Genomic DNA, 22,833 nt, shown 5'->3' with positions numbered 1-22,833 from the left:
TAATTCAAATAGAATATAAATGAAATTAAAAACAAACTTTATTCTAACGCTGTTTTTAGCGTTTGTGGTGCAAATGACTTTTGCGCAAGATAAAAAAATCTCTGGAACTGTTTCAGATAAAACAGGTGTTCTACCGGGGGTTTCCGTTGTTAATAAAACATTAAAAAAAGGTGTAGAAACTGACTTTGATGGTAAATTTACTATTATCGGAAATAATGGAGATGTACTTGTTTTTAGGTACTTAGGAATGAAAACCATAGAGAAGGTTGTTAATGGAGATACTGTTAATGTAATTCTTGAAGAAGATGAACAGTCTTTAAATGAAATTGTAATTACAACTGGTTATGATAAAATCAATAAAAAATCTTTTACAGGTGCTGCAAGTACTATAAGAATGGAAGATGTAAAAATTGATGGTGTTATAGATGTTGCTAGAATGTTAGAAGGAAGAACACCTGGTGTAAGTATACAGAATATTTCTGGTACTTTTGGTGCTGCTCCAAAGATTACTATTAGAGGGTCTTCTTCAATATTTGGTAATAATGCTCCATTATATGTTATAGATGGTGTAGTGCAAGAAGATATTGTGGAGGCTAATTTAGATCAGTTATCTTCTGGAAATGCTGAAACTTTAATAAGTTCTTCTATTGCAGGTGTAAATGCAAATGATATAAGAAAAATTGATATTTTAAAAGATGCATCTGCTACATCTCTTTATGGAGCGCGTGCAAGAAATGGTGTTGTTGTTATAACGACAAAGAGTGGTAGAAAATCATCTCCCTTAAAAGTAACTTACTCTTTAGAGCAAACAGTAAGAGATTTACCATCTTATTCTCAATATGATATTTTAGATTCTAAAGAGAATTTAAGTATTCTAAAAGAATTAGAAGCTAAAGGATTCTTAGAGTTACCGAGTGTAGCGCAAGCAAGATATGGAGGGGTTTATGCTATTATGGCAAATAGAACAAATACGTATAATCCTGAAACTGGAAGGTTTTTACTTGAAAACACACCAGAAGCTAGAAATAGTTTTTTACAACAATATGAGTTAGGGAATACAGATTGGTTTAAAAAACTGTTTAGACAGTCTTTAACTCAAAATCATTCTTTAAGTTTTTCTGGTGGTGGAGAAAAGAGTGCAATGTATGCTTCTGTAAGTTTTTTTAATGATCCAGGGTGGTCTGTTGCAGAAAACGTAAATAGATTAACATTTAATTTAAAAAACACTTTTTACTTTTCAGATAAATTTAATTTAACACTGTCTTCTAATGCTTCTATAAGAGAGCAAAGAGCGCCAGGAACATTTGAGCGTCAGACAGATAATGTTTCTGGAGATGTTTCTAGAGATTTTGATATCAATCCATTTAGTTATGCTTTAAATACTTCTAGAACTTTAAGACCAAGAGATGCTAACGGTAATTTGGAATATTACCGTAATAACTGGGCAGATTTTAATATTTTAGAAGAAATAGAAAATAATTATATAGATTTAAATTTAAGAGATATCCGTTTTCAAATAGATGCTTCATATAAATTATCAGAACATATAACTTATGATTTTAATTCTGCTGCTAGATATGTAAATAGTGTTAGAGAACACAATGTAAAAGAAAACTCTAATGTTATAAAAGCATATAATGCGAATGAAACAACTATAGTAAGAGATGCTAATATCTTTTTATTTACAGATCCAGAAAATCCAAATGCTACTCCTGTGCCAGTTTTGGGAGAAGGAGGTATTTATAATAAAAACGACAATTTTTTAACTACTTATTATTTAAGAAATAGTTTTAATTACAATAATATATTTAAGGACAAACATGAGTTAAATGTTTTGTTAGGGCAGGAGTTGAGATATGTAGATAGAAGTAGCACAGATTTTACAGGTTATGGTTTACAATACGAAAATGGATATGTGCCTTTCACGGATCCTAGGGTATTAGAGAAAATAATTACTGAAGGTGATAATTATTTTGCACTTAACAATGAAAGAGAAAGAACAGTTGCTTTTTTTGGTAAAGCTACTTATGGTTATGATGATAGATATATATTTTCTTTAACAGGAAGATATGATGGTTCTAATAGACAAGGGCAAACATCAAGTTCTAGATGGTTACCTACAGGTTCTGTAAGTGCTAAATGGAATGCTACCAATGAAGATTTTCTTCAAGATTCTAATACTGTTAGTAATTTAGCGGTTAGAGGTTCTTATGGTTTAGTAGCAACGCCAGGTTCTGCTACCAATGCTGCAGCAATATTTCAAAGTTTAATTAGCAATAGATTAATTCCTGGAGACAGAGAAACATATCTAAATATAAGTGATTTACAAAACTCTGAATTGACTTGGGAAAAACAATATGAATTAAATCTTGGACTAGATTTAGGATTATTTAATAATAAAGTGTTTTTAACAGCAGATGTTTATTTTAGAGATATTTTTGATAACGTAGATTTTGTTAGAACTTCTGGTATTGGAGGACAATTTATAAAACAAGGTAATAACGCAGATGTTACTACAGATGGTTTTGAACTTGGTTTGACGACAACCAATATAGATACAGGAAATTTTAAATGGACTTCATCTTTAAATGTTTCTTATTATGATCAAAAAATAACAAAACTAGAAAATACGCCTATTGCATTAGGTTTAGTAGATCAAACAGGTGGTAATATAGAAGGATACCCAATTAATTCATTGTTTTCTTTTAAGTTTGATGGTTTAGATAGTAGAGGTTTTCCAACATTTGGACTTCCAGAAGGATCTGATGTTACAACAGGGGTTGATTTTCAAAATTCTGTAGATGTTACAGATTATTTAGTTTTTGAGGGGTCTGTAGATCCTAATATTTCTGGAGGTTTTTCAAATAATTTCAAGTATAAAAATTGGAGTTTAGATGTTTTAATAACTGGGTCTGGTGGTAATAAAGTGCGTTTAAACCCTTTATACTCTAGTCAATATTCAGATTTAGATGTTTTTTCTAAAGATTTTGTAAATAGATGGACGGTTCCTGGAGATGAGAATTTTACAAATATTCCTGTTATTGCTAGTGCACAACAACAAGCAACTATTAATAATTTAAATGTAGCTTACAATGCTTATAATTATTCAACTGCTCGTGTTGCAGACGGAGATTTCTTAAGAATGAAAAACATTGCTTTAGGGTATTCGTTTAATAAGCAATTAACCGATAAACTAGGTCTTTCTTCTTTTAGCGTAAGATTTCAAGGTACTAACTTGTTCCTAATTTATTCAGATTCTGCATTAAATGGACAAGATCCAGAGTTTTATAATACAGGGGGTGTTGCTCTTCCTATAAGAAGACAATTCACAATGTCGTTAAATCTTAGTATATAATTAATCTTAAAAAATAAAACATGTTAAAAAATAAATTTAATATTTTACTTTATATCTTCATTTTCTCTTTTTTAGGGTGTGAAGGTTATTTAACCGAGCTACCGGATAATAGGACTAATATTGATTCTGCAGATAAAATAGCAGCATTAACTACAGGGGCTTATACGGAAGCAAACTATATGTTAATAGCAGAGTTAATGTCTGATAATGCAAGTGAAAAATTTGTAAATGGAGGAGATCAATTAGATCTTGAAATGTATCAATGGCAAGATTCTAATTTAGAAACAGACAGAGATGCACCAGTATTCTTTTGGAATAATACATATGAAGCAATTGCTCAAGCAAACCAAGCCTTAGCGTCTATAGAAGAACTTTCTGGTTCTATAAATTTAGATGCACAAAAAGGAGAAGCACTTTTAGCAAGAGCGTATGCACATTTTATGTTAGTAACATTTTGGGGAAAAACCTATAATCCGGCTACAGCAAGTTCAGATTTAGGAGTGCCTTATGTGCTAAGTCCAGAAACAGCATTAATACAAGAATATACAAGAAATACAGTACAAGAAGTATACGACCTAATTGAAAAAGATTTAACAGAAGGTTTAAGGCTTGTAAAAAATGAATATAAAGAACCTAAATTTCATTTTACCAAAGATGCTGCCAATGCATTTGCAACAAGGTTTTATTTATATAAGGGAGATTGGGATAATGTAATATTATATGCTTCTAAAGTTATTTCTAATCCACAAACAGAGATTAGAGATGACGTTGCGTATGGTAGTTTATCTTATTCAGAAACAGCTAGAACATATGGTAGTGCTTTAGATAGAACAAATTTATTATTAAGTTCAACTTCATCTTTATGGGCACGTAAGTTTGCGAGTTCTAGGTTTGGTTTAAGTTCTAATCTTGCAAGTCAATTCTTTTTTGGAGGTAGTGGAAATCCTTTTGGTAAAGCTTGGGCTTATAGAGTATTTGGAAATGATGAGGTATATAACTTACCAAAATTTGATGAATATTTTAAAATAACAAATCAAAGTGCGGGTACAGGTCTACCTTATTTAGGTATTGTTTTATTTGATAAAGATGAAGTTTTATTAAACAGAGCAGAAGCTTATGCTATGAAAGAAAATTATGCAGCATCTTTAAGCGATTTAACATCTTTTTTATCATTAAAAACTGCAAACTTTAATGCCGCAACAGATATACTAGAAGAGTCTGATCTGACTTCTAGATACCCTGTAATAGAAAATGAGTTTACGCCGTTCTATACTTTAAATGATACGCAAACATCATTTATAAAAGGTATTGCAGATTTTAAAAGAAGAGAATATTATCATGAAGGTTTGAGATGGTTTGATGTAAAAAGATTTCAATTAGAAGTTACACATTCATTTAATAACTCTCCTATAGTATTAACAAAAGAAGATAAGCGAAAAGAATTACAAATACCATTAACAGCACAAAATTTTGGTGTAACACCTAATCCTAGATAATTATGAGATATATATATATTTTAATAGCATTCGTCTTTCTAACACTAGCTATCTCTTGTGCAAAAACAGAAGATACTTTAACAGAGAGTAATTTAGACACAGAAACACCCTCTTTAAACGCTACAGATATTTGGTTAAGAGGTAATTATACTTCTCCTTACAATATTGAGGTTTTTTATAACTGGAATGAAAATAGAGTAGATTTTAATAGGTATTTATTTCCTCCAACAGTAGAAAAAGTAATGCCTGCAATGGAGGCTGTAAAAACTATTTGGTTGGAAACTTATAGAGAAGTAGCTGGTGATGATTTTATAAAATTAATAGCACCAAGAGAAATTTTATTAATAGGTGGTATCAATTTAAATCCTTCCGGAACTATTACATTAGGTCTTGCAGAAGGGGGTAAAAGAATTACCTTTTTTAATACAGACTTAGTAGATCTAAAAGATAGAGATCAATTAATTAGATTTGTATCAACAATACAACATGAGTATACACACATTATCAATCAAACAGTACCTTTCGATAAAGAAACTTTTGAGCAAATAACCCCTTCAGGATATACGGCTCAATGGTTTAATAGTTCTATTTCAGAAGCAAGAGAATTAGGGTTTATATCGGATTATGCGAGGTCTAATGAAACAGAAGATTTTGCAGAAATGGTTACTGCAATGCTATCTAATGATAATGCAAGTTATAATGCAATTATCGATGCAATTACAAGTGAACAAGCAAAGATTGATATTAGAGCAAAAGAAGCGCTTGTAGTTACTTATTTTAAATCAGAATTTGATTTAGATATTTATGAGCTTCAAAGAGTAGCAGCGGAAAATGTATTAAAAGTATTAAATTAAAAATGAAACAAATGAAACAAATTATAAATAAAATAAGTCTTATTGCTGTTGCATTTTTTATTCTAAATGCATGTACAACAAATAATGATCCTGATGAAGTTTTTAATGAAGTGCCATCAGTAAGGTTAGCTAAGCAAAAAGAAGATTTAAAAGAGTTACTTCAGTCTTCTGAAGAGGGGTGGAAAGTAACCTATTTTACAGATGATTCTCAATTAGGAGGATATACGTATTTAATGGATTTTACTGGAGACAAAACAGTAGAAATGGATTCTGACTTTGGTTCAACTCAAGGAACAAGAACGGCTAGTGAATGGGATGTTACCCTTGGATCTACGGTGAAACTTACTTTTACAACCAGAAATAAAATACACGAATTATCAGACTCTAATAATGCTCCTGATGCCGATTTAACTGGTCAAGGATATTTAGGAAGCTTTGAATTCTTGTATTATGGTACAGATGGAGATAATATTATCTTTAGAGCAAATAGAGGTTTTAATGAGGTTATATTTAAAAAAGCTACTTCTGCTGACTGGAGTGATTTAAGTAAAAATAATACTATCGTAAGTGCTATTTCTGGTCAGTTAGCTTATGAAGTTGGTGGAGATATTAATTTTTTTAGTTTTAATAATGCTAGAAGGTTTGTTTCTAACTTAGATACACAAATTAATGATACAGATTTTGGAATTGGTTACACGCCAACAGGTATTACTATAAGTCCTGCAATAAAAGCGGATAACGGTAATGAGTATTCTAATTTTACGTTAAATGATGCTAAAAATAAGTTTGTGTCTGAAGATGGTGAATTTTCTATAGAAATATTAGTTTCTCCTTTTAATATTAGTGATGTTTGGACAATCAATGTAACAACAGCTGATGAAGTTTCGGATACATTTTTAAATACTTTTAATCAAATCTATACAGCAAATACCAATAGATATGGAGAAACACTAGTAGCAAATAGAATCTTTTTTGGAGGTACTCCTTTTGACCCTGCAGGTGTTTTGGGTGCTTCAGGAATAATTTTTAGATCAGAAGATATACCATCAGGAAGTGGTTATTGGGCTCAATACAATTTATCATTTGCAGGTGTTTTTGGTAATCCTAATCAGTTAAATATAACAAAGGTTGAAGGAGCTTATAATTGGCGTTTTTATGCGCAATTTCAACCGTTGGTAGATTTAATTGCAGATAATGCACCTTATCAAATAGAACCAACACCCACTATTGACCCAACAGTAGTGAAATTAACAAGTGCATCTAACCCAGATGTCTGGTTTTTAATTAGAATTTTTTAAATAAAACAAAAGGCCTTGAATTAATAATTTCAAGGCCTTTTATTTTTAAATAAATTTTAACTCTTTAATTACTTGGAATTGATTAATTATCATATATTTGCATCCGCATTTTTGAAAGTAAATTAATAAAAATATAGTAAAAATAGAGACATGACGAAAGCAGATATCGTATCGAAAATATCAGATAAATCAGGAATCGAAAAAACAGATGTTTTAGCAACTGTAGAGGCATTCATGACTGAAGTGAAAGATGCATTAGAAAATGGCGACAACGTTTATTTGAGAGGTTTTGGTAGTTTTATTATCAAAACAAGAGCAGAAAAGACAGGTAGAAATATTTCTAAGAATACTACAATTAAGATTCCAGCACACAATATTCCAGCCTTTAAACCGGCAAAAACTTTTACTGAAGGAGTGAAAAGTAAAGTAGTAGTAAAGTAACAAACACACAATATTAATCTAAATCTTAACAGATTTAAAAATTCTAAACATTATGCCAAGCGGTAAAAAAAGAAAAAGAGCTAAGATCTCTACACACAAGAGAAAGAAAAGAGCAAGAGCAAATAGACACAAGAAGAAAAAGTAAGCATCCGCTTACTTTTTCGTTTATTGTATAACGAAAAGAAAAAAGTTCATTGACATAAGAGATTAAATAATCTCACACGGTATTACAAATACCTGACAATATTAATCCCATCTGCACAATTATGTGTAGAGTTAAAACCATTTCAGCATGAAAACAGAATTAATAATTCGTTCAAATTCATCTGATATTGATTTTGCCTTATTAAGAGATGGAAAACTTATTGAATTAAATAATGAAACTAGTGATAACAAATTCTCGGTTGGCGATATATTTTTAGCCAAAATAGGAAAAGTTTTAACTGGTTTAAATGCAGCCTTTGTAAATGTAGGATACCCAAAAGACGGGTTTTTACATTATCATGATTTAGGTGCGCAAGTAAACTCATTAAATTCGTTCATTAAGAAAGTAAGCACAGGTAAGTATAAAGAATTCACTTTAAAGAGCTTCCAAAAAGAGGAAGATATCAACAAAGACGGTAGTATTAACCAAGTACTAAAAACAGGGCAAAACCTATTAGTACAAATAGTAAAAGAACCAATTTCTACAAAAGGACCACGATTAAGTTCAGAGTTGTCCATAGCAGGTAGATTTTTGGTTTTAGTTCCTTTTTCTAACCGAGTTTCTGTTTCTCAAAAAATAGCAGACCCAAAAGAAAAAGAACGTTTAAAAAGATTAGCAAAAAGCATTAAGCCAAAAGGGTTTGGTGTTATTTTAAGAACTGTTGCCGAAGGAAAAAAAGTAGCAGAACTAGATAAAGATTTGCAAAACTCATTAGAACGTTGGGTAAGAATGTGTAAAAGTATACCTAATACAAACACACCAACAAAAATTTTAAGCGAGTTAAACAGAGCATCCTCTATCTTAAGAGATGTTATGAATGATTCTTTTACTAGTATTGTAACAAATGATGAAACTTTGAAAGAAGAAATAAAAGAGTATTTACAAGAAATTTATCCCGAAAAGGAAAAAATTGTAAAATTACACAAATCTGAGACTCCTATTTTTGAAAAATACGGAATTGAAAGGCAAATTAAAACATCGTTTGGTAAAACAGTTTCTATGAGTAAAGGTGCCTATTTAGTTATAGAGCACACAGAAGCATTACACGTTATTGATGTAAATAGCGGAAACCGTTCTAATAAAGCTGGTTCTCAAGAAGACACTGCATTAGAAGTAAATCTAATTTCAGCTACAGAAATAGCACGACAGTTACAACTGCGTGATATGGGAGGTATTATAGTTGTAGATTTTATTGATATGCACAAAGCAGAAAATAGAAATAAACTGTTTCAGCATTTAAAAGATCAAATGGCTTTAGATAGAACAAAGCACAAAATATTACCTCCAAGTAAGTTTGGATTGGTACAAATTACAAGACAAAGGGTAAGACCCGAGTTAAGTATAAAAACTACCGAAGCCAACCCAAATATTAATGGAGAAGTAGAAGCACCTATTGTTTTGTTAGACAAAATAGAAGCAGATTTAGAGAAGTTTATGTCAACCTCTAAAGCAGGAAAAGTACAATTAAATGTACACCCTTTTATTGCATCTTATCTAACAAAAGGAGTAAATTCTATTCGTTTTAAATGGTATTTAAAACACAAAAAGTGGATTACAATTATACCTCGTGACGCTTACACATACTTAAATTATAAATTTAAATCTAAATAGTTTTAAATATTATAGTATAAAGGCAATAATTTTTTATCAAAAAACCCCGAAACATTTATGTTTCGGGGTTTTGTGTTTTATAAGGTTTTGGTAATTCTTTGGGCGTTACCACAAGGGGCAGGCTTTCGCACTCGCTTTTTTTATTCAGAAAAAGAATAAAAAAGAGCTCAAACAATTGCTCTATCCTTAACGCATATAGAGAAATAGATAGAGTAGTTATTTTAAAAAACACCTAGCTATTTCTAAGCAAAGAGAAGTCTCATAACGGTAATAATACAGCAGTAAATCACCCACAATTGTCATCCGCCGTTAGGAGAAATCACATGATCGTTATCTCATAACAGTACACTGCAACACTTGTCACTTCGAAAGCAAAGAGAAGTCTCATAACAGTGATAACGTATTAGTAAACCACCACAATTGTCATTTCGATGTTAGGAGAAATCACATAAAGAAGCTAACGCAAAACAGAGCAACTTCATGGGATTTCTCCCAAAATGGTCGAAAAGACAAAATTGTGTAGCAAAACTGAACGCTAAGAATAACGTTGAAATTATTTATTCTGTTTCGCTTCTTTAATCAAATACAAATAAACAGGATAATGATCAGAGTAGCCACCTGTGTAATTTCCGCTAGAAAAACTTCTAAAAGGATACCCTTTATATTTACCCTTTTTAGTGGTTAAAAAGCGTTTATTAAAAATCATTGCCTTGTACATTTTATAAGTAGAAAAATCTTTTTCACCTTTATCTAGTAAAGGAGACGTAAAGAAAATCATATCAAATAAGTTTATTTTATCTCTATACTTTAAGGTATTAAATCCTCTGCGAAACATGTCTTCATATGGGTTATATAAATCTCCTTCTGCTACTTCTTTTTTTCTGCTTTTAGTCTTTAGTACATTTTTAAAACTAGAATTATTAGGGTCATCATTAAAATCGCCCATAATTAATATTTTAGCATTGGCATCCTGTTCTCTAACCTGCGCTATAATTTTAGTATTCTGGTAAGCAGCTTTTTCTCTATTTGGCCTGCTCGCAGCTTCACCACCCCTTCTAGAGGGCCAATGGTTTACAATAATATGTATTAATTCATCATCTAAATAACCAGAAACCAATAGCTGATCTCTTGTGTAAACTGGGTAGTTGTCTTTAAAAATTTTAGGATTAAAGGCTTCGTGATAAATAGGGTTAAAGTATTTTTTCTGATATAACAAAGCCACATCTATTCCTCTTTTATCGGGAGAATCATAATGTATAATTCCGTAATCATTCTTTATCAAATGTTTAGAATGTATTAAATCTTCTAAAACATTTAGATTTTCTACTTCAGAGACACCAATAATAGCAGGACTAGTTTTTGATTTATCAGCACCAATTTGAGCTATTGTACTACTTAGCTTTTCAATTTTATCCCAATAAACCTTAGATCTATTCGATTTTAACTCCATTATTGGGCTTGCTTCGTCATTCTTATTTACATCGTTAATCGTGTCAAATAAGTTTTCTAGATTGTAAAAAGCAATGGTTCTAATGTTATATTTTTTTTCGTTTTTCTGAGAATTACATACCGTAATTGTTAGCGAAAAAATAAAAATAAAAAATATTTTCTTACTCATTTTAGTGTTTTTATAAAGTAGTAAAAGTAAGTAACTAAAGTTGTTTTATGAGTTAAGAGTACTTGAAATTCAGTGCTTTATTTTTTTTTGACTAACTTTAAGTGCAAAAGAAAAATTAGAATACCTCTTATTTATGAAAAAAATTGTTATGGCAACTTGTTTGTTGTTAGCTTCTTTTATTGAGGTTAATGGGCAAAGTACAGTAAAAGGAATTGTTTTAGAAAACAATTCTAAAAAACCACTTAAAGGTGTTTTAGTTACCTTAAAAAATACAGATATAAGTAAAACTACAGACTTAAAAGGTAATTTTATAATTAAGAATTTCCAAAATAGAAAAGCTATTTTAGAATTAAAAATGATTGGTTTCGAAACTCAAAATATACCCATAGAACTCTCGGACAATACTTTAAATTTAGGAAGTATCTTTTTAGTTAAAAATATTATAGAGCAACAAGATTTAAGTTTAATTACTTTATCTGATGATGAATTAAATGACGATGCTAGTTCTGCTGATAATATTTCTGGACTACTACAAGCATCAAAAGATATTTTTCTTAGAACTGCTGCTTATGAATTTAGTTCTTCCTTTTTTAAGATAAAAGGATTAGATTCTGGAAATGGTAAAGTGTTAATTAACGGCATAGAAATGAATAAAATCTATGATGGTAGAGCACAATGGGGAAATTGGGGAGGTTTAAATGATGTCTTAAGAAACCAAGAATTTAGAAACGGATTAACACCTTCTGATGTTACTTTTGGCGGGCTTTTAGGATCAACAAATATGAATACCAGAGCTTCAGAACAAAGACCAGGAATAAGAGTTTCTTACTCTTCATCTAACAGAAGTTATCAGCATAGAATGATGGCAACGTATGCTACCGGAATGTTAAAAAACAATTGGGCTTTTACATTTTCTGGAAGTAGTAGGCTGGGTAATGAAGGCTTTAATGATGCTACTTCTTACAAAGCATATTCTTTTTTTACATCCATCGAAAAAAAGTTAAGTGATAAAAGTAGTATTAATTTTACGGGAATTTTTACGCCAAATAGAAGAGGGAAATCATCACCAAATACACAAGAAGTCTTTGATTTAAAAGGAATAAAATACAATGATTATTGGGGTTTTTTAAATGGAGAAAAGAGAAATTCTAGAATAAAAGAAGTCAGTGAGCCTATTTTAATGTTGAATCATTATTGGAATCTTTCAGAAAAGACTTCTGTAAACACAAATGTTGCGTATCAGTTTGGGAAGATTGGTAATAGTAGAATTGATTATAACGGAGGTTCTAATCCGAGTGCTGCTTATTATCAAAATTTGCCAAGTTATTTTTTAAGATATGACGATTTTGAAAGTGCGTATGATGCTGAAAATAATTTTAAAAACGACGGACAAATAAATTGGAATCGGGTTTTTGATGCGAATAGGATAAATAAAAATTCAGGTTTAGAAAATGCTTATGTTTTATATGAAGATAGAAATGATGACAAGCAATTTACCATAAATACTATTTTAAATAAAGAAATAGATGACCATATTTCTGTCAACGGAAAATTGGAATACAAACAACTGCGTTCTCATAATTTTGCATCTGTTATCGATTTGTTAGGTGGAGAAGGATATTTAGATATCGATCCTTTTGGTGCAACTGTAAACGAGAAACAAAACGATCTTCTAAATCCGAATAGAATAGTAGGCGAAGGAGATGAATTTAAGTATAATTTCAATATAAACTCTACTATTATTGCTGCTTTTACACAAGCTCAATTTAGATATAATAAAACAGATTTTTATGCTGCTTTAAATGTTTCTAGTACAACACATCAACGAGAGGGTTTGTATAAAAATGGTAGTTTTTCTGAGAATTCTTTAGGAATGTCTGAAGCACAAAAATTTATAAATTATGGTTTTAAAACAGGAGTAACCTATAAAATTACCGGTCGGCATTTGGTAGATGTTAATGCGGCATATATAACCACTGCACCTATCACTAGAAATACGTTTTCTAACTCTAGAGAAAATAACAATGTGGTTTTAGATTTACAAAGTGAAAAAACGCTTTCTACAGATATCAGTTATGTTTTTAGAAGTCCGATTATTACATCTAAAGTTACTGCATATTACACTTCTGTAAAAGATGCTACAGAGATTTCGTTTTATTTTGCAGATGGTGTTGGTGGTGATAATACTGCTTTTGTACAAGAAATTCTAAGTGGAATTAACAAAAAACATTTGGGACTAGAATTAGGTTTGGAAGCTCAAATTACAGCTACTTTAAATTTAAAAGGAGCTGCTGCTATTGGTCAGTTTACGTATGATAATAATCCTAATTTATACTTAACAACAGAAGCAGATACAGAATCTTTATCAGCAGGTTTTGTAAACGGATTTAAAGATTTTGGAACCACAAACCTTCAGAATTACAAATTAGCTGCCGGACCTCAAAATGCGTATTCCGTTGGGTTTGAATATAGAGATCCATCATATTGGTGGTGTGGAGCAACACTTAATTATTTTAGCAACACATTTATAGATATTTCGCCTTTAAATAGATCTCAAAATTTTTATACAGATAATGATGGGTTGCCTTTTTTAGAATATGACAATGAGATTGCTAAAGGACTTTTATCTCAAGAAAAATTCGATAATTATTCGGTAGTAAATTTAGTTGGAGGAAAATCTTTTCTTATCAACGGTTATTACATCAGTTTTTTTGCTACTGTAAATAATTTATTGAATAAAACTTATAAATCTGGCGGATTTGAACAAGGAAGAAATGCCAATTACAGACAATTATTAGAAGATAAGTCTTTAGATAAACCTGTTTTTGGTAATAAGTATTGGTATGGTAGAGGCGCAACTTATTTTATGAATGTAAGTGTGTCATTTTAAGAAAAAAAAATTATAGATGAAAAAGAAAAGGATAATTACAATAGTTATAGCGCTTATAGTAAGTGTTTTATTTGTTACCTGTGCTGACGATACAGATTTTAGAGTCCCAGAAAGTTTAGGTAATGAAGAAAATGAAGCTGTAAGTGATCTTTTAGATAGTATTTCTACCGGAATGCTTCAATTAAAAACAATAAAACAACTAAAAGAGCTTTACATAATTGGTAATGATCCGTTAGAAATTACTTCAAATATAGTGGTTAAAGGATATGTAGTTTCTTCGGATAAATCAGGTAATTTTTATAAAGAATTTTATATGCAAGATGCTCCAGAAAACCCAACAGCAGGTATAAGAGTTGCTTTAAATTTAAGTAATAGTTATAATAAATTTAATATTGGTAGAGAGGTTTACATTCGCTTAAAAGGTTTATATGTTGGCGAAACAAATTCTGGAGATGGTAATATTACCATAGGTGGAAAAATTAGAGCTACAGACCTTATGGAGATTGAAAATGTTACTTCAAATCAAATTCCGAATCATATTTATAGAACAGAAACTACAGCAGAAATTATACCCAAATTAATTGCTTTTGGAGGAATTAATGCCTCTGATATCGGGACTTTTATAACGCTAGAAAATGTTTTTTTCGATGTCAAATTATTAGGTACATCTTATGTAGATCCCGTAGAAGATTTTGATACACAACGTAAAATTCAAACTTGTTTAGGCTTAGGCTATGATGATTTATTGGTAGAGACAAGTTCTTTTTCTCGTTTTTCAAGCGAAACTTTGCCAGAAAAAGCAGGTACTATAAATGCGATTGTTTCTAAAGATTTTAAAGGTGATTTAATTGTACTTGTTTTAAATGATAGCAAGGGTGTTGTTATGAATGATGAAAGGTGTACACCGCTACCAGCAGAAGAATATTCGACAATTTTATTATCAGAAAATTTTGATAATGAGTCCGGAGATATAGATGTTTTAAATTGGATTAACTTAAGAGAAGAAGGTACAAAATCTTGGAGATCTTATACGGATACTTATGCGCAAAGTAAAGCTGCTAGAGTTAATTCTATTAATTCTGGAGATGAAAGTACTATTACTTGGTTAATTACTGGCGGAATTAATTTAGACAATACATCTCAAGAGTTTTTATCTTTTGAAACTTCTAATAGTTTTGGAAATGGCAGTGAGTTACAAGTTTTAATTTCTACAAATTTTGATGGTAACAAAAAAAATATAAATACTGCAAGTTGGACTGTCTTACCAGCAAAAATTGTTTCAGATGGAGAAAATTTTAAAAATTGGGTGCATTCTACCTATTTAGATTTATCTGCCTATTCAGGTACTGCTTTTATCGCTTTTAAATATACTGGAAATGGCAATGAAAATTTTAATGGAACTTATGAGTTAGATAATGTAAGTGTTGTGGCTAAAGAATAATATTGTACTTTTTTGATGCATACATCATTCAGATGTTTTCTTATTTTTACAAAATGGATAAAATAGAACACATTGGCATTGCTGTAAAAGATTTAGAAAAATCGAATAACTTGTATGCAGCACTTTTAGGGGTATCGCATTACAAAACCGAAGAAGTTGTTTCCGAAGGAGTAAAAACCTCTTTTTTTAAATCAGGTCCTAATAAAATAGAATTGTTAGAAGCTACAAACCCAGAAAGTCCAATTGCTAAGTTTATAGAAAAAAAAGGTGAAGGAATTCATCATATTGCTTTTGCAGTTTCAGATATTAAAGCAGAGATAAAAAGGCTTCAAAATGAAGGTTTTATTGTTTTAAATAAAGAACCTAAAAAAGGAGCAGATAACAAATTAGTGGCATTTTTACATCCAAAATCTACCAATGGAGTTCTTATTGAGTTGTGCCAAGAAATAGATTCGTTAAAATACTGCTAACAGTTACGGTAACTGCATTCTAATTATTATCTTGCGTGCTTAAAAAATATTCTATAATATGTCTTCTAAATTTGATGCTTATCAAAAACGACGACTGCTATCTTCTTACTTATCAGTAGTAGTAAGTATAGCTTTAGTGCTTTTTATGGTCGGTATTTTAGGGTTAATTTTGTTAAAATCTACCTTTGTTGCCAATAAAGTAAAAGAAAAAGTAGCGATAACTTTGTTTTTAAAAGATAATGTTTCTACTAAAAACAGAAACAATTTTAAAGATTCTTTATTAGAAGAAGAGTTTACAAGAACAATTATTTATACAAGTAAAGAAAAAGCAGCAGAAACGTATAGTGAAGAAATTGGTGAAGATTTTTTAAAATTCTTAGGAGAGAATCCGTTAAAAAACGGAATAGACATCTACTTAAAAGCCGATTATGTAACACCAGAAAAAATGCAAGAATTAGAAACACGTTTTCTTAAAAATGCTTTTGTATCTGATGTTTCTTATGATAAACCTTTAATTAATTTATTAACAAAAAACATTAAACGAATTAGCTTTTGGCTATTGGTAGTTTGTGGCTTCTTTGGTTTAATAGCAATGATATTAATTAATAGCTCTATTAGGTTGTCTATTTATTCTAAACGTTTTAATATTAAAACCATGCAAATGGTTGGTGCTACTAAAGGTTTTATTAGAAGACCTTTTATTTGGCAAAGTATTAAATTAGGTATTATAGGGGCTCTTTTAGCACTTGTAGCTTTAGGTGTTATTATTTATTATGTAGATCAGCTTGCACCTAGTTTGCATTTGATAAAAGATTATGTTACACTAGGATATTTAGTTGGAGGTGTTTTAATTTCAGCCTTTTTAATTACTTGGATTAGTACTTACTTTGCAACGCAACGTTTTTTAAACTTACAAACAGACGAACTTTATTATTAATACAATGAAAAACGAAATTACAGAACAACCAGTTTTTTTATTTGGTAAAAGAAATTATACTTTTATGATTATTGGTCTCATTTTTATTGCTTTAGGTTTTATATTTATGGCAGGAGGTGGAAGTGACGATCCAGAATTTTTTAATGAAGAAATTTACAATTGGCAACGCATTCGTTTAGCGCCAACATTAGTAATTATAGGTTTAGGAATTGAAATTTACGCTATTTTAGCAAATCCAAAAAAATAAAAATGGATATATTAGAAGCAATAATCTTAGGTATTATACAAGGGTTAACAGAGTTTTTACCAGTTTCTTCAAGCGGTCATTTAGAATTGGCTAAGGTTATTTTAGGAGACACATCTGTGCCAGAAGAAAGTTTAACCTTTACGGTGGTATTACATTTTGCAACAGCATTAAGTACTTTGGTTATTTTTAGAAAAGAGGTAGCAGAAATATTTAAAGGGTTGTTTCAGTTTAAATGGAATGATGAATCTAAGTTTTCTTTAAAAATAATTCTTTCAATGATTCCTGCTGTTGCAGTTGGTTTACTTTTTGAAAAAGAATTAGAATCTTTTTTTGGAGGAAAAATTCTATTAGTAGGTGTTATGTTATTAGTAACTGCTGTACTTTTATTATTAGCAGATAAAGCAAAAAACACCAATAAAGAAGTAACATTTTCTAATTCATTAATAATTGGAATTTCTCAAGCAATTGCAATGTTGCCAGGTATTTCTAGATCTGGAGCAACAATTTCTACCTCTGTTTTATTAGGTATTGATAGAACTAAAGCAGCACGTTTTTCTTTTTTAATGGTAGTTCCATTAATTTTTGGTAAAATAGGTAAAGACTTATTAGGTGGAGATTTAAGTTTTCAATCTTCAGAAATGTTACCAATTTCAATTGGTTTTGTAGCTGCTTTTTTATCAGGTTTATTAGCCTGTAAATGGATGATTGCATTGGTTAAAAAAAGTAAGTTATCTTACTTCTCATTATACTGTGCTATTGTAGGTTTTATTGCTATTGGTTACGCTCTTTTAAATTAGTGACACTCAAATTTTATTAATTACTTAGTAATGTAATAAAAGTTGATAGTTGAACTAATCCTGCGAAAAGCAGGTTCTTTATAATTATGAATCCTTTAATCTTTTTAGGAATTCACTTTGAAATAATTTTGTGTTTATGACAGCAGAAGAGTATAAAAATGGTCAAGTTTTATTAATAGACAAACCTTTAAATTGGACCTCATTTCAAGTAGTTAACAAACTTCGTTGGGAAATAAGACAACGGTTTAATATTAAGAAAATTAAAGTTGGTCATGCAGGTACTTTAGATCCGTTAGCTACAGGTTTATTAATTATTTGTACAGGTAAGCAAACAAAAGAAATACATGTCTACCAAGGGCAGGAAAAAGAATATACAGGTACGTTTACCATTGGGGCAACCACACCTAGCTACGATTTAGAAACTGAAGTAGATAATACCTATACGACAGATCATATAACAGAAACATTGTTACGTGAAACTACCAAGCAATTTATTGGTGATATTCAGCAAAAACCACCTATTTTTTCTGCAATTAAGAAAGATGGTAAGCGTTTGTACGAGTTAGCAAGAAAAGGTGAAACTACAGAAATTAACGCTAGAACGGTAAGTATTACAGAGTTCGAAATCACAAAAATAAATTTACCAGAAGTAGAATTTAGAGTGGTTTGTAGTAAAGGAACTTACATTCGTTCTTTAGCATACGATTTTGGATTGGCCTTAAACTCAGGAGCACATTTATCAGCATTAAGAAGAACTAAAATTGGTGACTTTTCTGTTGAAAAAGGAGTCTCTGTAGAAGGTTTTATTGAAGATTTAAAAGCAAATTCTGTAGAATCTTAAAAAACAATATTTATTTAAGCATAAAAAACCCAAGCAAATGCTTGGGTTTTTTATTATATTGAAAAGTAAAAACTTATTTTTTAGCTAATAAATCTCTAATTTCTGCTAATAAATCTTCTTGACTTGGTCCTTTTGGAGCTGCCGGAGCTGGTTCTTCTTTCTTTTTCATGTTGTTGTATCCTTTTATCATCATAAACATAACAAAACCAACAATAATTAAATTGATAATAGAATCAATCCAAGCACCATATGTAATTGCATTTTCTGGAGTTGCAACTTTTCCTGCTGCATCTAGAACTGCTTCTGATAAAACATATTTTTTGTCAGAAAAACTAACTCCTCCTGTAAATATACCTACAATTGGCATCACAATATTACTAACAAATCCTTTTACAACTAGGCCTATTGCACCTGCCATTATTACGGCTACAGCAAATTCAATTACATTACCACCAGTAATAAATTTTTTAAATTCTTTTAACATTTTACTTTGTTTTTAATTAATTATTAGAATACAAAAGTACTAAAAAAAACTAGGTATTTAACATTTTGTTAACACGCTGTGAGATTGCGGTTAAGGTTTCGTAAGGTATGGTTTCAGAAACATCAGCAATATGCTGTATCATTTCTTGATTATTAAAGATAATTACTTCATCACCTTCTGTACAATCAATTTTAGTAATATCTACCATAATCATGTCCATGCAAACGTTACCAATTATGTATGCTTTTTGATTGTTAATAAGTACATATCCTTTCTTATTTCCTAACCTTCTAGATAAACCATCTGCATGACCAATTGGTATGGTTGCTGTTTTACTTTGTCTTTTGGCGGTATAAGCTCTGTTGTAGCCTACTGTTTCTCCTGGTTCTATAACATGAATTTGAGAAATAATAGATTTTAGATTATGTGTATTTTTAAGTTGAGCAGTTTCTTTTTCATCATTACCAAAACCATACAAGCCAATACCTATTCTAACCATATTAAATTGTGCTTTTGGGTAGTTTATCACACCAGAAGTATTTAAAATGTGTAAGATTGGTTCGTACCCTAAATGTTTGTAGAATTGTTGGGCTATATATGCAAAATTATTTATCTGATTAATGGTAAAGTCTTGCTCTTCTAGATCTTCACTTGCAGCCAAATGAGAAAATACGGAAGCTACTTTTACGTGGGTTGTTTCTTTTAGATTGGCAATTATAGTAGGAATATCTGTATACCAAAAGCCTAATCTATTTAAACCAGTATTAAATTTTAAATGAATTGGGTAATTCATTAACGGAGCTTCATCAGCTAATTTTAAAAAAGCATCAAAAATTCTAAAATTATACAAACAAGGTTCTAGCCTGTATTCTACAATAGATGCAATATTTTGAATATGTGGATGCAGCACTAAAATGGGTGTTTCTACACCAGCTTCACGTAAAGCGATTCCTTCAATAGCATACGCTACGGCAAAATAATCTACTTTGTCTTCTAAAAATTTAGCAATTTGTACAGCATCACTACCGTAACCAAAAGCTTTAACAACCGCTAAAATTTTTGTTTCTGGTTGTAATTTTTCTTTAAAATAATTTAGGTTATGCAACAATGCATCTCCATCAATTTCTAAAACTGTAACATGGTTATTCATTTATTCTTTAGTTGGTTCAGCATCTTTTTGTGCTAATATTTTTTGTTTTTGAATTGCTTTGTAATATGCAGCTCTACTTAAAGGCTCATATTCTTGAGTTTCACCTAATAGAACCAAATTATCATTTTTCGCTTTTCTAAAACTGTAATTAGCTAAGTTTCCTGTATGTGTGCAAACTGCGTGAACTTTTGTAACATATTCTGCAGTTGCCATTAAAGCAGGCATTGGACCAAAAGGATTTCCTTTAAAATCCATATCTAAACCCGCAACAATTACACGAACACCTCGGTTTGCTAAATCGTTACAAACGGCAACAATTTCATCATCAAAAAACTGCGCTTCATCAATACCAACAACATCTACATCAGTTGCTAATAAGCGAATGTTAGAGGCAACAGGTACTGGTGTAGAACGAATTCTATTATCATTATGAGAAACTACTTCCTCTTCATCATAGCGGGTGTCAATAGCAGGTTTAAAAATTTCTACGCGTTGTTTTGCAAATTGAGCACGTTTTAGTCTTCTAATCAATTCTTCTGTTTTACCAGAAAACATAGAGCCGCAAACTACTTCAATCCAGCCAAATTGTTCTGAATGATTTACTGTATTTTCGAGAAACATTTTGTAATTTTAGGCGTTAGAATATTAAATTTGATGTTACTTTGAATTTCAACAAATTTAGGAATATTTACGAGTAAAAAATAACTTCAACTTACAACTTATGCACAAAAAATTAGAAGCCGATTTAATGAGTTTAGCGCACAGCATTTTACAATTAAAAAATAAAGAAGATGTGTTTGCTTTAAAAGAAAAATCGAAAGAAATTTATGAAAAATTATCTTTATTAGCTTTTGTAGAAGAATATATAAATACAACACCAAATTTAGAAGTAACAAAAGAGGCATTAATTGAAAATGTAGAAAACGGATTGACTTTAAAAGAATCTCAAGAAGTTTTTTTAGTTGATGTTGAGCCTGTTAAAGAAGTTATTGAAGAAGAAGTAACGCTTTATGAAATAGAAGAAGAAGAAACTTTACCAGTAGAAGAACTCTTAGCGGAAGCGTTAGTTGAAGAAGTAATAATAGAGGAAGCTGAAGAGGAGTTTAAAGAGGAAATAGAAGAAGAGATTGAAGAGGAAATAGAAGAGGAAGTAAAGGTTGTAGTTGAAGAAATTATAGAACAACCTTTTGATGAAATAGAAGATATTATATTTGCGAAACCAGAAGCTGTAGAAATAAAAGACGAAATTAAAGTATTGTCTTTAGAAGAAGAATTAGAAGATACTATTTCTGTTGATGAAATGGCAACTTTGTTTGATATTCCTGTTGCTGCACCAAAATCATTAAATGATAAATTTTCTGGCAACATTCAAATAGGTTTAAATGATAGAATTGCCTTTGTAAAGAATTTGTTTGATGGTAGTCAAGAAGATTTTAACAGAGTAGTTTCTCAATTAAATACGTACGGAACAGAAAAAGAAGCGTTAAAGTTTATAAATAAAATGGTGAAACCAGATTACGACTGGTCTACTCAACAAGAATTAGAAGCTCGTTTTATAGAAATTGTAGAACGTAAATTTGTATAAAAATATTTAAAAGTAGCGCAGTTAGTCATTTTATAAAAACTGAAGTCTTTCTGCGCTATATTTTAACCAATTAAACCTAGAAAATAAAAACAACTCTTGAAACCAATTTTAATACATACACATTTTCATAAAAGAAGAACCGGAGTTACTAGAAGTATAGAAAATGTGCTGCCTTTTTTTAATAAAGAATATGAGACTTATATTTATGGTTATAATGTTGAAGGAGAGAAAATTACGACATCAAGATTAAGAAAACTTCTTTTTTCTGATCGAGAAGTTGTTGTGCATTGTCATAGAAATAATGAAATAATGAGAATGTTATTTCTACGTTTTTTAGGCGCAAAATTCACCTTAATAGCTACACGGCATGCAGAAACTACCCCGTCTGGTTTAACTTTAAAATTATTAAAAAAAGCAGATAAAGTGGTAACGCTCATAGAAAGTATGAGTAAAAACTTAGGTATAAAAAATACCATTGTTGGTCATGGAGTAAATGTTAATTTGTTTTCTCCTAAAAAGAATGTCACTCTAAAAAACATTCAACAAGAAAATATTATTTTATGTGCTGGGAGAGTTCGTAAAGCAAAAGGGCAAGTTGTTTTATTAGAAGCAGCCAAAGTTTTAAAAGAACATAAAAATTGGGCGTTGGTAATTGTTGGTAAAATAGATAAACCTGCTTTTTTAGAGGAGTTAAAAACAATTTCTAAAAAGCATCATATTGCAGGTCAAGTGTATTTTGTAGATGAAACATCAGAGATTGTCTCTTATTACCAAGCTTCAAAAATAGCAGTAGTTCCTAGTTTTTCAGAAGGATTTTCTTTAGTAACTGCAGAAGCAATGTCTTGTGGCTGTTCTGTAATTGCAACTAAAAATGTTGGAGTTCACTCTTCATTAATACATAGTAATAAAAACGGTTATTTGGTTGAAGCAGGTAATATTTCTGAATTAGAAATGCTTTTATCTAAATCATTAAAGAATGAAATTCCTCTTTTAGGGAAAGAAGCACGAGAAGAAATTATAAAAAATTGGAGTGCACAAAAAGAAGCAGAAAACTTAATGGCAATCTATAAAAAAATATAGATTTATATGCTTTAAAAGAAGCTGTAAAAATAG

Annotated in this window: 19 protein-coding genes; 15 read left to right on the top strand and 4 right to left on the bottom strand. The window is 30.3% G+C overall.

What is annotated here, in order from left to right:
* Positions 1-19: 19 nt before the first annotated feature.
* From GQS58_RS04605 to GQS58_RS04580, 6 genes are all read left to right on the top strand, one after another.
* On the top strand, positions 20-3,355 hold the full coding sequence (locus GQS58_RS04605; RefSeq protein WP_166383350.1) for a SusC/RagA family TonB-linked outer membrane protein: 3,336 nt from the start codon (positions 20-22) through the stop codon (positions 3,353-3,355).
* Positions 3,356-3,375: 20 nt separating this feature from the next.
* A complete protein-coding gene (locus tag GQS58_RS04600) occupies positions 3,376-4,851 on the top strand; it encodes a RagB/SusD family nutrient uptake outer membrane protein (RefSeq protein WP_166383348.1) in 1,476 nt (491 codons plus the stop codon).
* A 2-nt stretch (positions 4,852-4,853) separates the two neighbouring features.
* Complete coding sequence (locus GQS58_RS04595) at positions 4,854-5,705, top strand: substrate import-associated zinc metallohydrolase lipoprotein (protein ID WP_166383346.1); 852 nt, start codon at positions 4,854-4,856, stop codon at positions 5,703-5,705.
* Positions 5,706-5,716: 11 nt separating this feature from the next.
* Positions 5,717-7,003, top strand: a complete 1,287-nt coding sequence (locus GQS58_RS04590) for a DUF4302 domain-containing protein (RefSeq protein WP_166383344.1) — start codon at positions 5,717-5,719, stop codon at positions 7,001-7,003.
* A gap of 150 nt (positions 7,004-7,153) precedes the next feature.
* The gene (locus GQS58_RS04585) at positions 7,154-7,444 is read left to right on the top strand and encodes an HU family DNA-binding protein (protein ID WP_036824254.1); all 291 of its coding nucleotides are present in this window, start codon (positions 7,154-7,156) and stop codon (positions 7,442-7,444) included.
* 292 nt (positions 7,445-7,736) lie between these two features.
* Positions 7,737-9,260, top strand: coding sequence for a ribonuclease E/G (locus GQS58_RS04580; RefSeq protein ID WP_166383342.1), 1,524 nt, complete (start codon positions 7,737-7,739; stop codon positions 9,258-9,260).
* A gap of 553 nt (positions 9,261-9,813) precedes the next feature.
* Here the strand turns inward: GQS58_RS04580 and GQS58_RS04575 are convergent.
* Positions 9,814-10,878 carry an endonuclease/exonuclease/phosphatase family protein gene (locus tag GQS58_RS04575; protein ID WP_166383340.1) on the bottom strand — a complete coding sequence of 355 codons (1,065 nt, stop codon included), beginning with the start codon at positions 10,876-10,878 and terminating at the stop codon, positions 9,814-9,816.
* Positions 10,879-11,011: 133 nt separating this feature from the next.
* Between GQS58_RS04575 and GQS58_RS04570 the strand changes: the two genes are divergently transcribed.
* The 7 genes from GQS58_RS04570 to truB all read left to right on the top strand — a co-directional run bounded on the left by GQS58_RS04570 (position 11,012) and on the right by truB (position 18,501).
* Complete coding sequence (locus GQS58_RS04570; RefSeq protein WP_166383338.1) at positions 11,012-13,768, top strand: carboxypeptidase-like regulatory domain-containing protein; 2,757 nt, start codon at positions 11,012-11,014, stop codon at positions 13,766-13,768.
* Between the two features lie 16 nt (positions 13,769-13,784).
* Positions 13,785-15,209: a DUF5689 domain-containing protein gene (locus GQS58_RS04565; RefSeq protein ID WP_166383336.1), complete on the top strand. Its 1,425-nt coding sequence runs from the start codon at positions 13,785-13,787 to the stop codon at positions 15,207-15,209.
* Between the two features lie 53 nt (positions 15,210-15,262).
* A complete protein-coding gene (gene mce, locus GQS58_RS04560; protein WP_166383334.1) occupies positions 15,263-15,679 on the top strand; it encodes a methylmalonyl-CoA epimerase in 417 nt (138 codons plus the stop codon).
* Between the two features lie 58 nt (positions 15,680-15,737).
* Positions 15,738-16,616, top strand: a complete 879-nt coding sequence (locus tag GQS58_RS04555) for a cell division protein FtsX (RefSeq protein ID WP_166383332.1) — start codon at positions 15,738-15,740, stop codon at positions 16,614-16,616.
* A gap of 4 nt (positions 16,617-16,620) precedes the next feature.
* Positions 16,621-16,863 carry a DUF3098 domain-containing protein gene (locus GQS58_RS04550; protein ID WP_166383330.1) on the top strand — a complete coding sequence of 81 codons (243 nt, stop codon included), beginning with the start codon at positions 16,621-16,623 and terminating at the stop codon, positions 16,861-16,863.
* 2 nt (positions 16,864-16,865) lie between these two features.
* Entirely contained in the window at positions 16,866-17,660 is a 795-nt protein-coding gene (locus tag GQS58_RS04545) for an undecaprenyl-diphosphate phosphatase (protein WP_166383328.1), read from the top strand.
* 136 nt (positions 17,661-17,796) lie between these two features.
* Positions 17,797-18,501, top strand: a complete 705-nt coding sequence (gene truB, locus GQS58_RS04540) for a tRNA pseudouridine(55) synthase TruB (RefSeq protein WP_166383326.1) — start codon at positions 17,797-17,799, stop codon at positions 18,499-18,501.
* A 73-nt stretch (positions 18,502-18,574) separates the two neighbouring features.
* On the opposite strand, the gene mscL is transcribed toward truB, so the two are convergent.
* The 3 genes from mscL to GQS58_RS04525 are packed head-to-tail and all read right to left on the bottom strand — an operon-like array spanning position 18,575 to position 20,756.
* Entirely contained in the window at positions 18,575-18,985 is a 411-nt protein-coding gene (gene mscL, locus GQS58_RS04535; RefSeq protein ID WP_166383324.1) for a large conductance mechanosensitive channel protein MscL, read from the bottom strand.
* A gap of 49 nt (positions 18,986-19,034) precedes the next feature.
* A complete protein-coding gene (gene alr / locus GQS58_RS04530) occupies positions 19,035-20,135 on the bottom strand; it encodes an alanine racemase (protein WP_166383322.1) in 1,101 nt (366 codons plus the stop codon).
* Positions 20,136-20,756, bottom strand: a complete 621-nt coding sequence (locus GQS58_RS04525) for a thymidine kinase (RefSeq protein ID WP_166383320.1) — start codon at positions 20,754-20,756, stop codon at positions 20,136-20,138.
* Between the two features lie 100 nt (positions 20,757-20,856).
* Here GQS58_RS04525 and GQS58_RS04520 point away from each other — a divergent pair, with 100 nt between their 5' ends.
* Together GQS58_RS04520 and GQS58_RS04515 are read left to right on the top strand one after the other, a co-directional pair.
* Positions 20,857-21,720 (top strand): hypothetical protein, encoded by an 864-nt coding sequence (locus GQS58_RS04520; RefSeq protein WP_166383318.1) that lies wholly within the window; start codon positions 20,857-20,859, stop codon positions 21,718-21,720.
* 96 nt (positions 21,721-21,816) lie between these two features.
* Positions 21,817-22,800: a glycosyltransferase family 4 protein gene (locus GQS58_RS04515; protein ID WP_166383316.1), complete on the top strand. Its 984-nt coding sequence runs from the start codon at positions 21,817-21,819 to the stop codon at positions 22,798-22,800.
* Positions 22,801-22,833: the final 33 nt, after the last annotated feature.

The organism is Polaribacter sp. 11A2H, assembly GCF_011379025.1.
Lineage (GTDB): Bacteria > Bacteroidota > Bacteroidia > Flavobacteriales > Flavobacteriaceae > Polaribacter.
This window is presented reverse-complemented; position numbering and strand designations above follow the sequence as displayed.

What these genes read in the sequence shown, in the direction of transcription:
- GQS58_RS04605 (WP_166383350.1), top strand. Translation starts at nt 20, where the DNA reads ATGAAATTAAAAACAAACTTTATTCTAACGCTGTTTTTAGCGTTTGTG.
- GQS58_RS04555 (WP_166383332.1), top strand. Translation starts at nt 15,738, where the DNA reads ATGTCTTCTAAATTTGATGCTTATCAAAAACGACGACTGCTATCTTCT.
- alr (WP_166383322.1), bottom strand. Translation starts at nt 20,135, where the DNA reads ATGAATAACCATGTTACAGTTTTAGAAATTGATGGAGATGCATTGTTG.
- GQS58_RS04520 (WP_166383318.1), top strand. Translation starts at nt 20,857, where the DNA reads ATGCACAAAAAATTAGAAGCCGATTTAATGAGTTTAGCGCACAGCATT.
- mscL (WP_166383324.1), bottom strand. Translation starts at nt 18,985, where the DNA reads ATGTTAAAAGAATTTAAAAAATTTATTACTGGTGGTAATGTAATTGAA.
- GQS58_RS04525 (WP_166383320.1), bottom strand. Translation starts at nt 20,756, where the DNA reads ATGTTTCTCGAAAATACAGTAAATCATTCAGAACAATTTGGCTGGATT.
- GQS58_RS04580 (WP_166383342.1), top strand. Translation starts at nt 7,737, where the DNA reads ATGAAAACAGAATTAATAATTCGTTCAAATTCATCTGATATTGATTTT.
- truB (WP_166383326.1), top strand. Translation starts at nt 17,797, where the DNA reads ATGACAGCAGAAGAGTATAAAAATGGTCAAGTTTTATTAATAGACAAA.
- mce (WP_166383334.1), top strand. Translation starts at nt 15,263, where the DNA reads ATGGATAAAATAGAACACATTGGCATTGCTGTAAAAGATTTAGAAAAA.
- GQS58_RS04600 (WP_166383348.1), top strand. Translation starts at nt 3,376, where the DNA reads ATGTTAAAAAATAAATTTAATATTTTACTTTATATCTTCATTTTCTCT.
- GQS58_RS04575 (WP_166383340.1), bottom strand. Translation starts at nt 10,878, where the DNA reads ATGAGTAAGAAAATATTTTTTATTTTTATTTTTTCGCTAACAATTACG.
- GQS58_RS04550 (WP_166383330.1), top strand. Translation starts at nt 16,621, where the DNA reads ATGAAAAACGAAATTACAGAACAACCAGTTTTTTTATTTGGTAAAAGA.
- GQS58_RS04545 (WP_166383328.1), top strand. Translation starts at nt 16,866, where the DNA reads ATGGATATATTAGAAGCAATAATCTTAGGTATTATACAAGGGTTAACA.
- GQS58_RS04595 (WP_166383346.1), top strand. Translation starts at nt 4,854, where the DNA reads ATGAGATATATATATATTTTAATAGCATTCGTCTTTCTAACACTAGCT.
- GQS58_RS04565 (WP_166383336.1), top strand. Translation starts at nt 13,785, where the DNA reads ATGAAAAAGAAAAGGATAATTACAATAGTTATAGCGCTTATAGTAAGT.
- GQS58_RS04570 (WP_166383338.1), top strand. Translation starts at nt 11,012, where the DNA reads ATGAAAAAAATTGTTATGGCAACTTGTTTGTTGTTAGCTTCTTTTATT.
- GQS58_RS04585 (WP_036824254.1), top strand. Translation starts at nt 7,154, where the DNA reads ATGACGAAAGCAGATATCGTATCGAAAATATCAGATAAATCAGGAATC.
- GQS58_RS04590 (WP_166383344.1), top strand. Translation starts at nt 5,717, where the DNA reads ATGAAACAAATTATAAATAAAATAAGTCTTATTGCTGTTGCATTTTTT.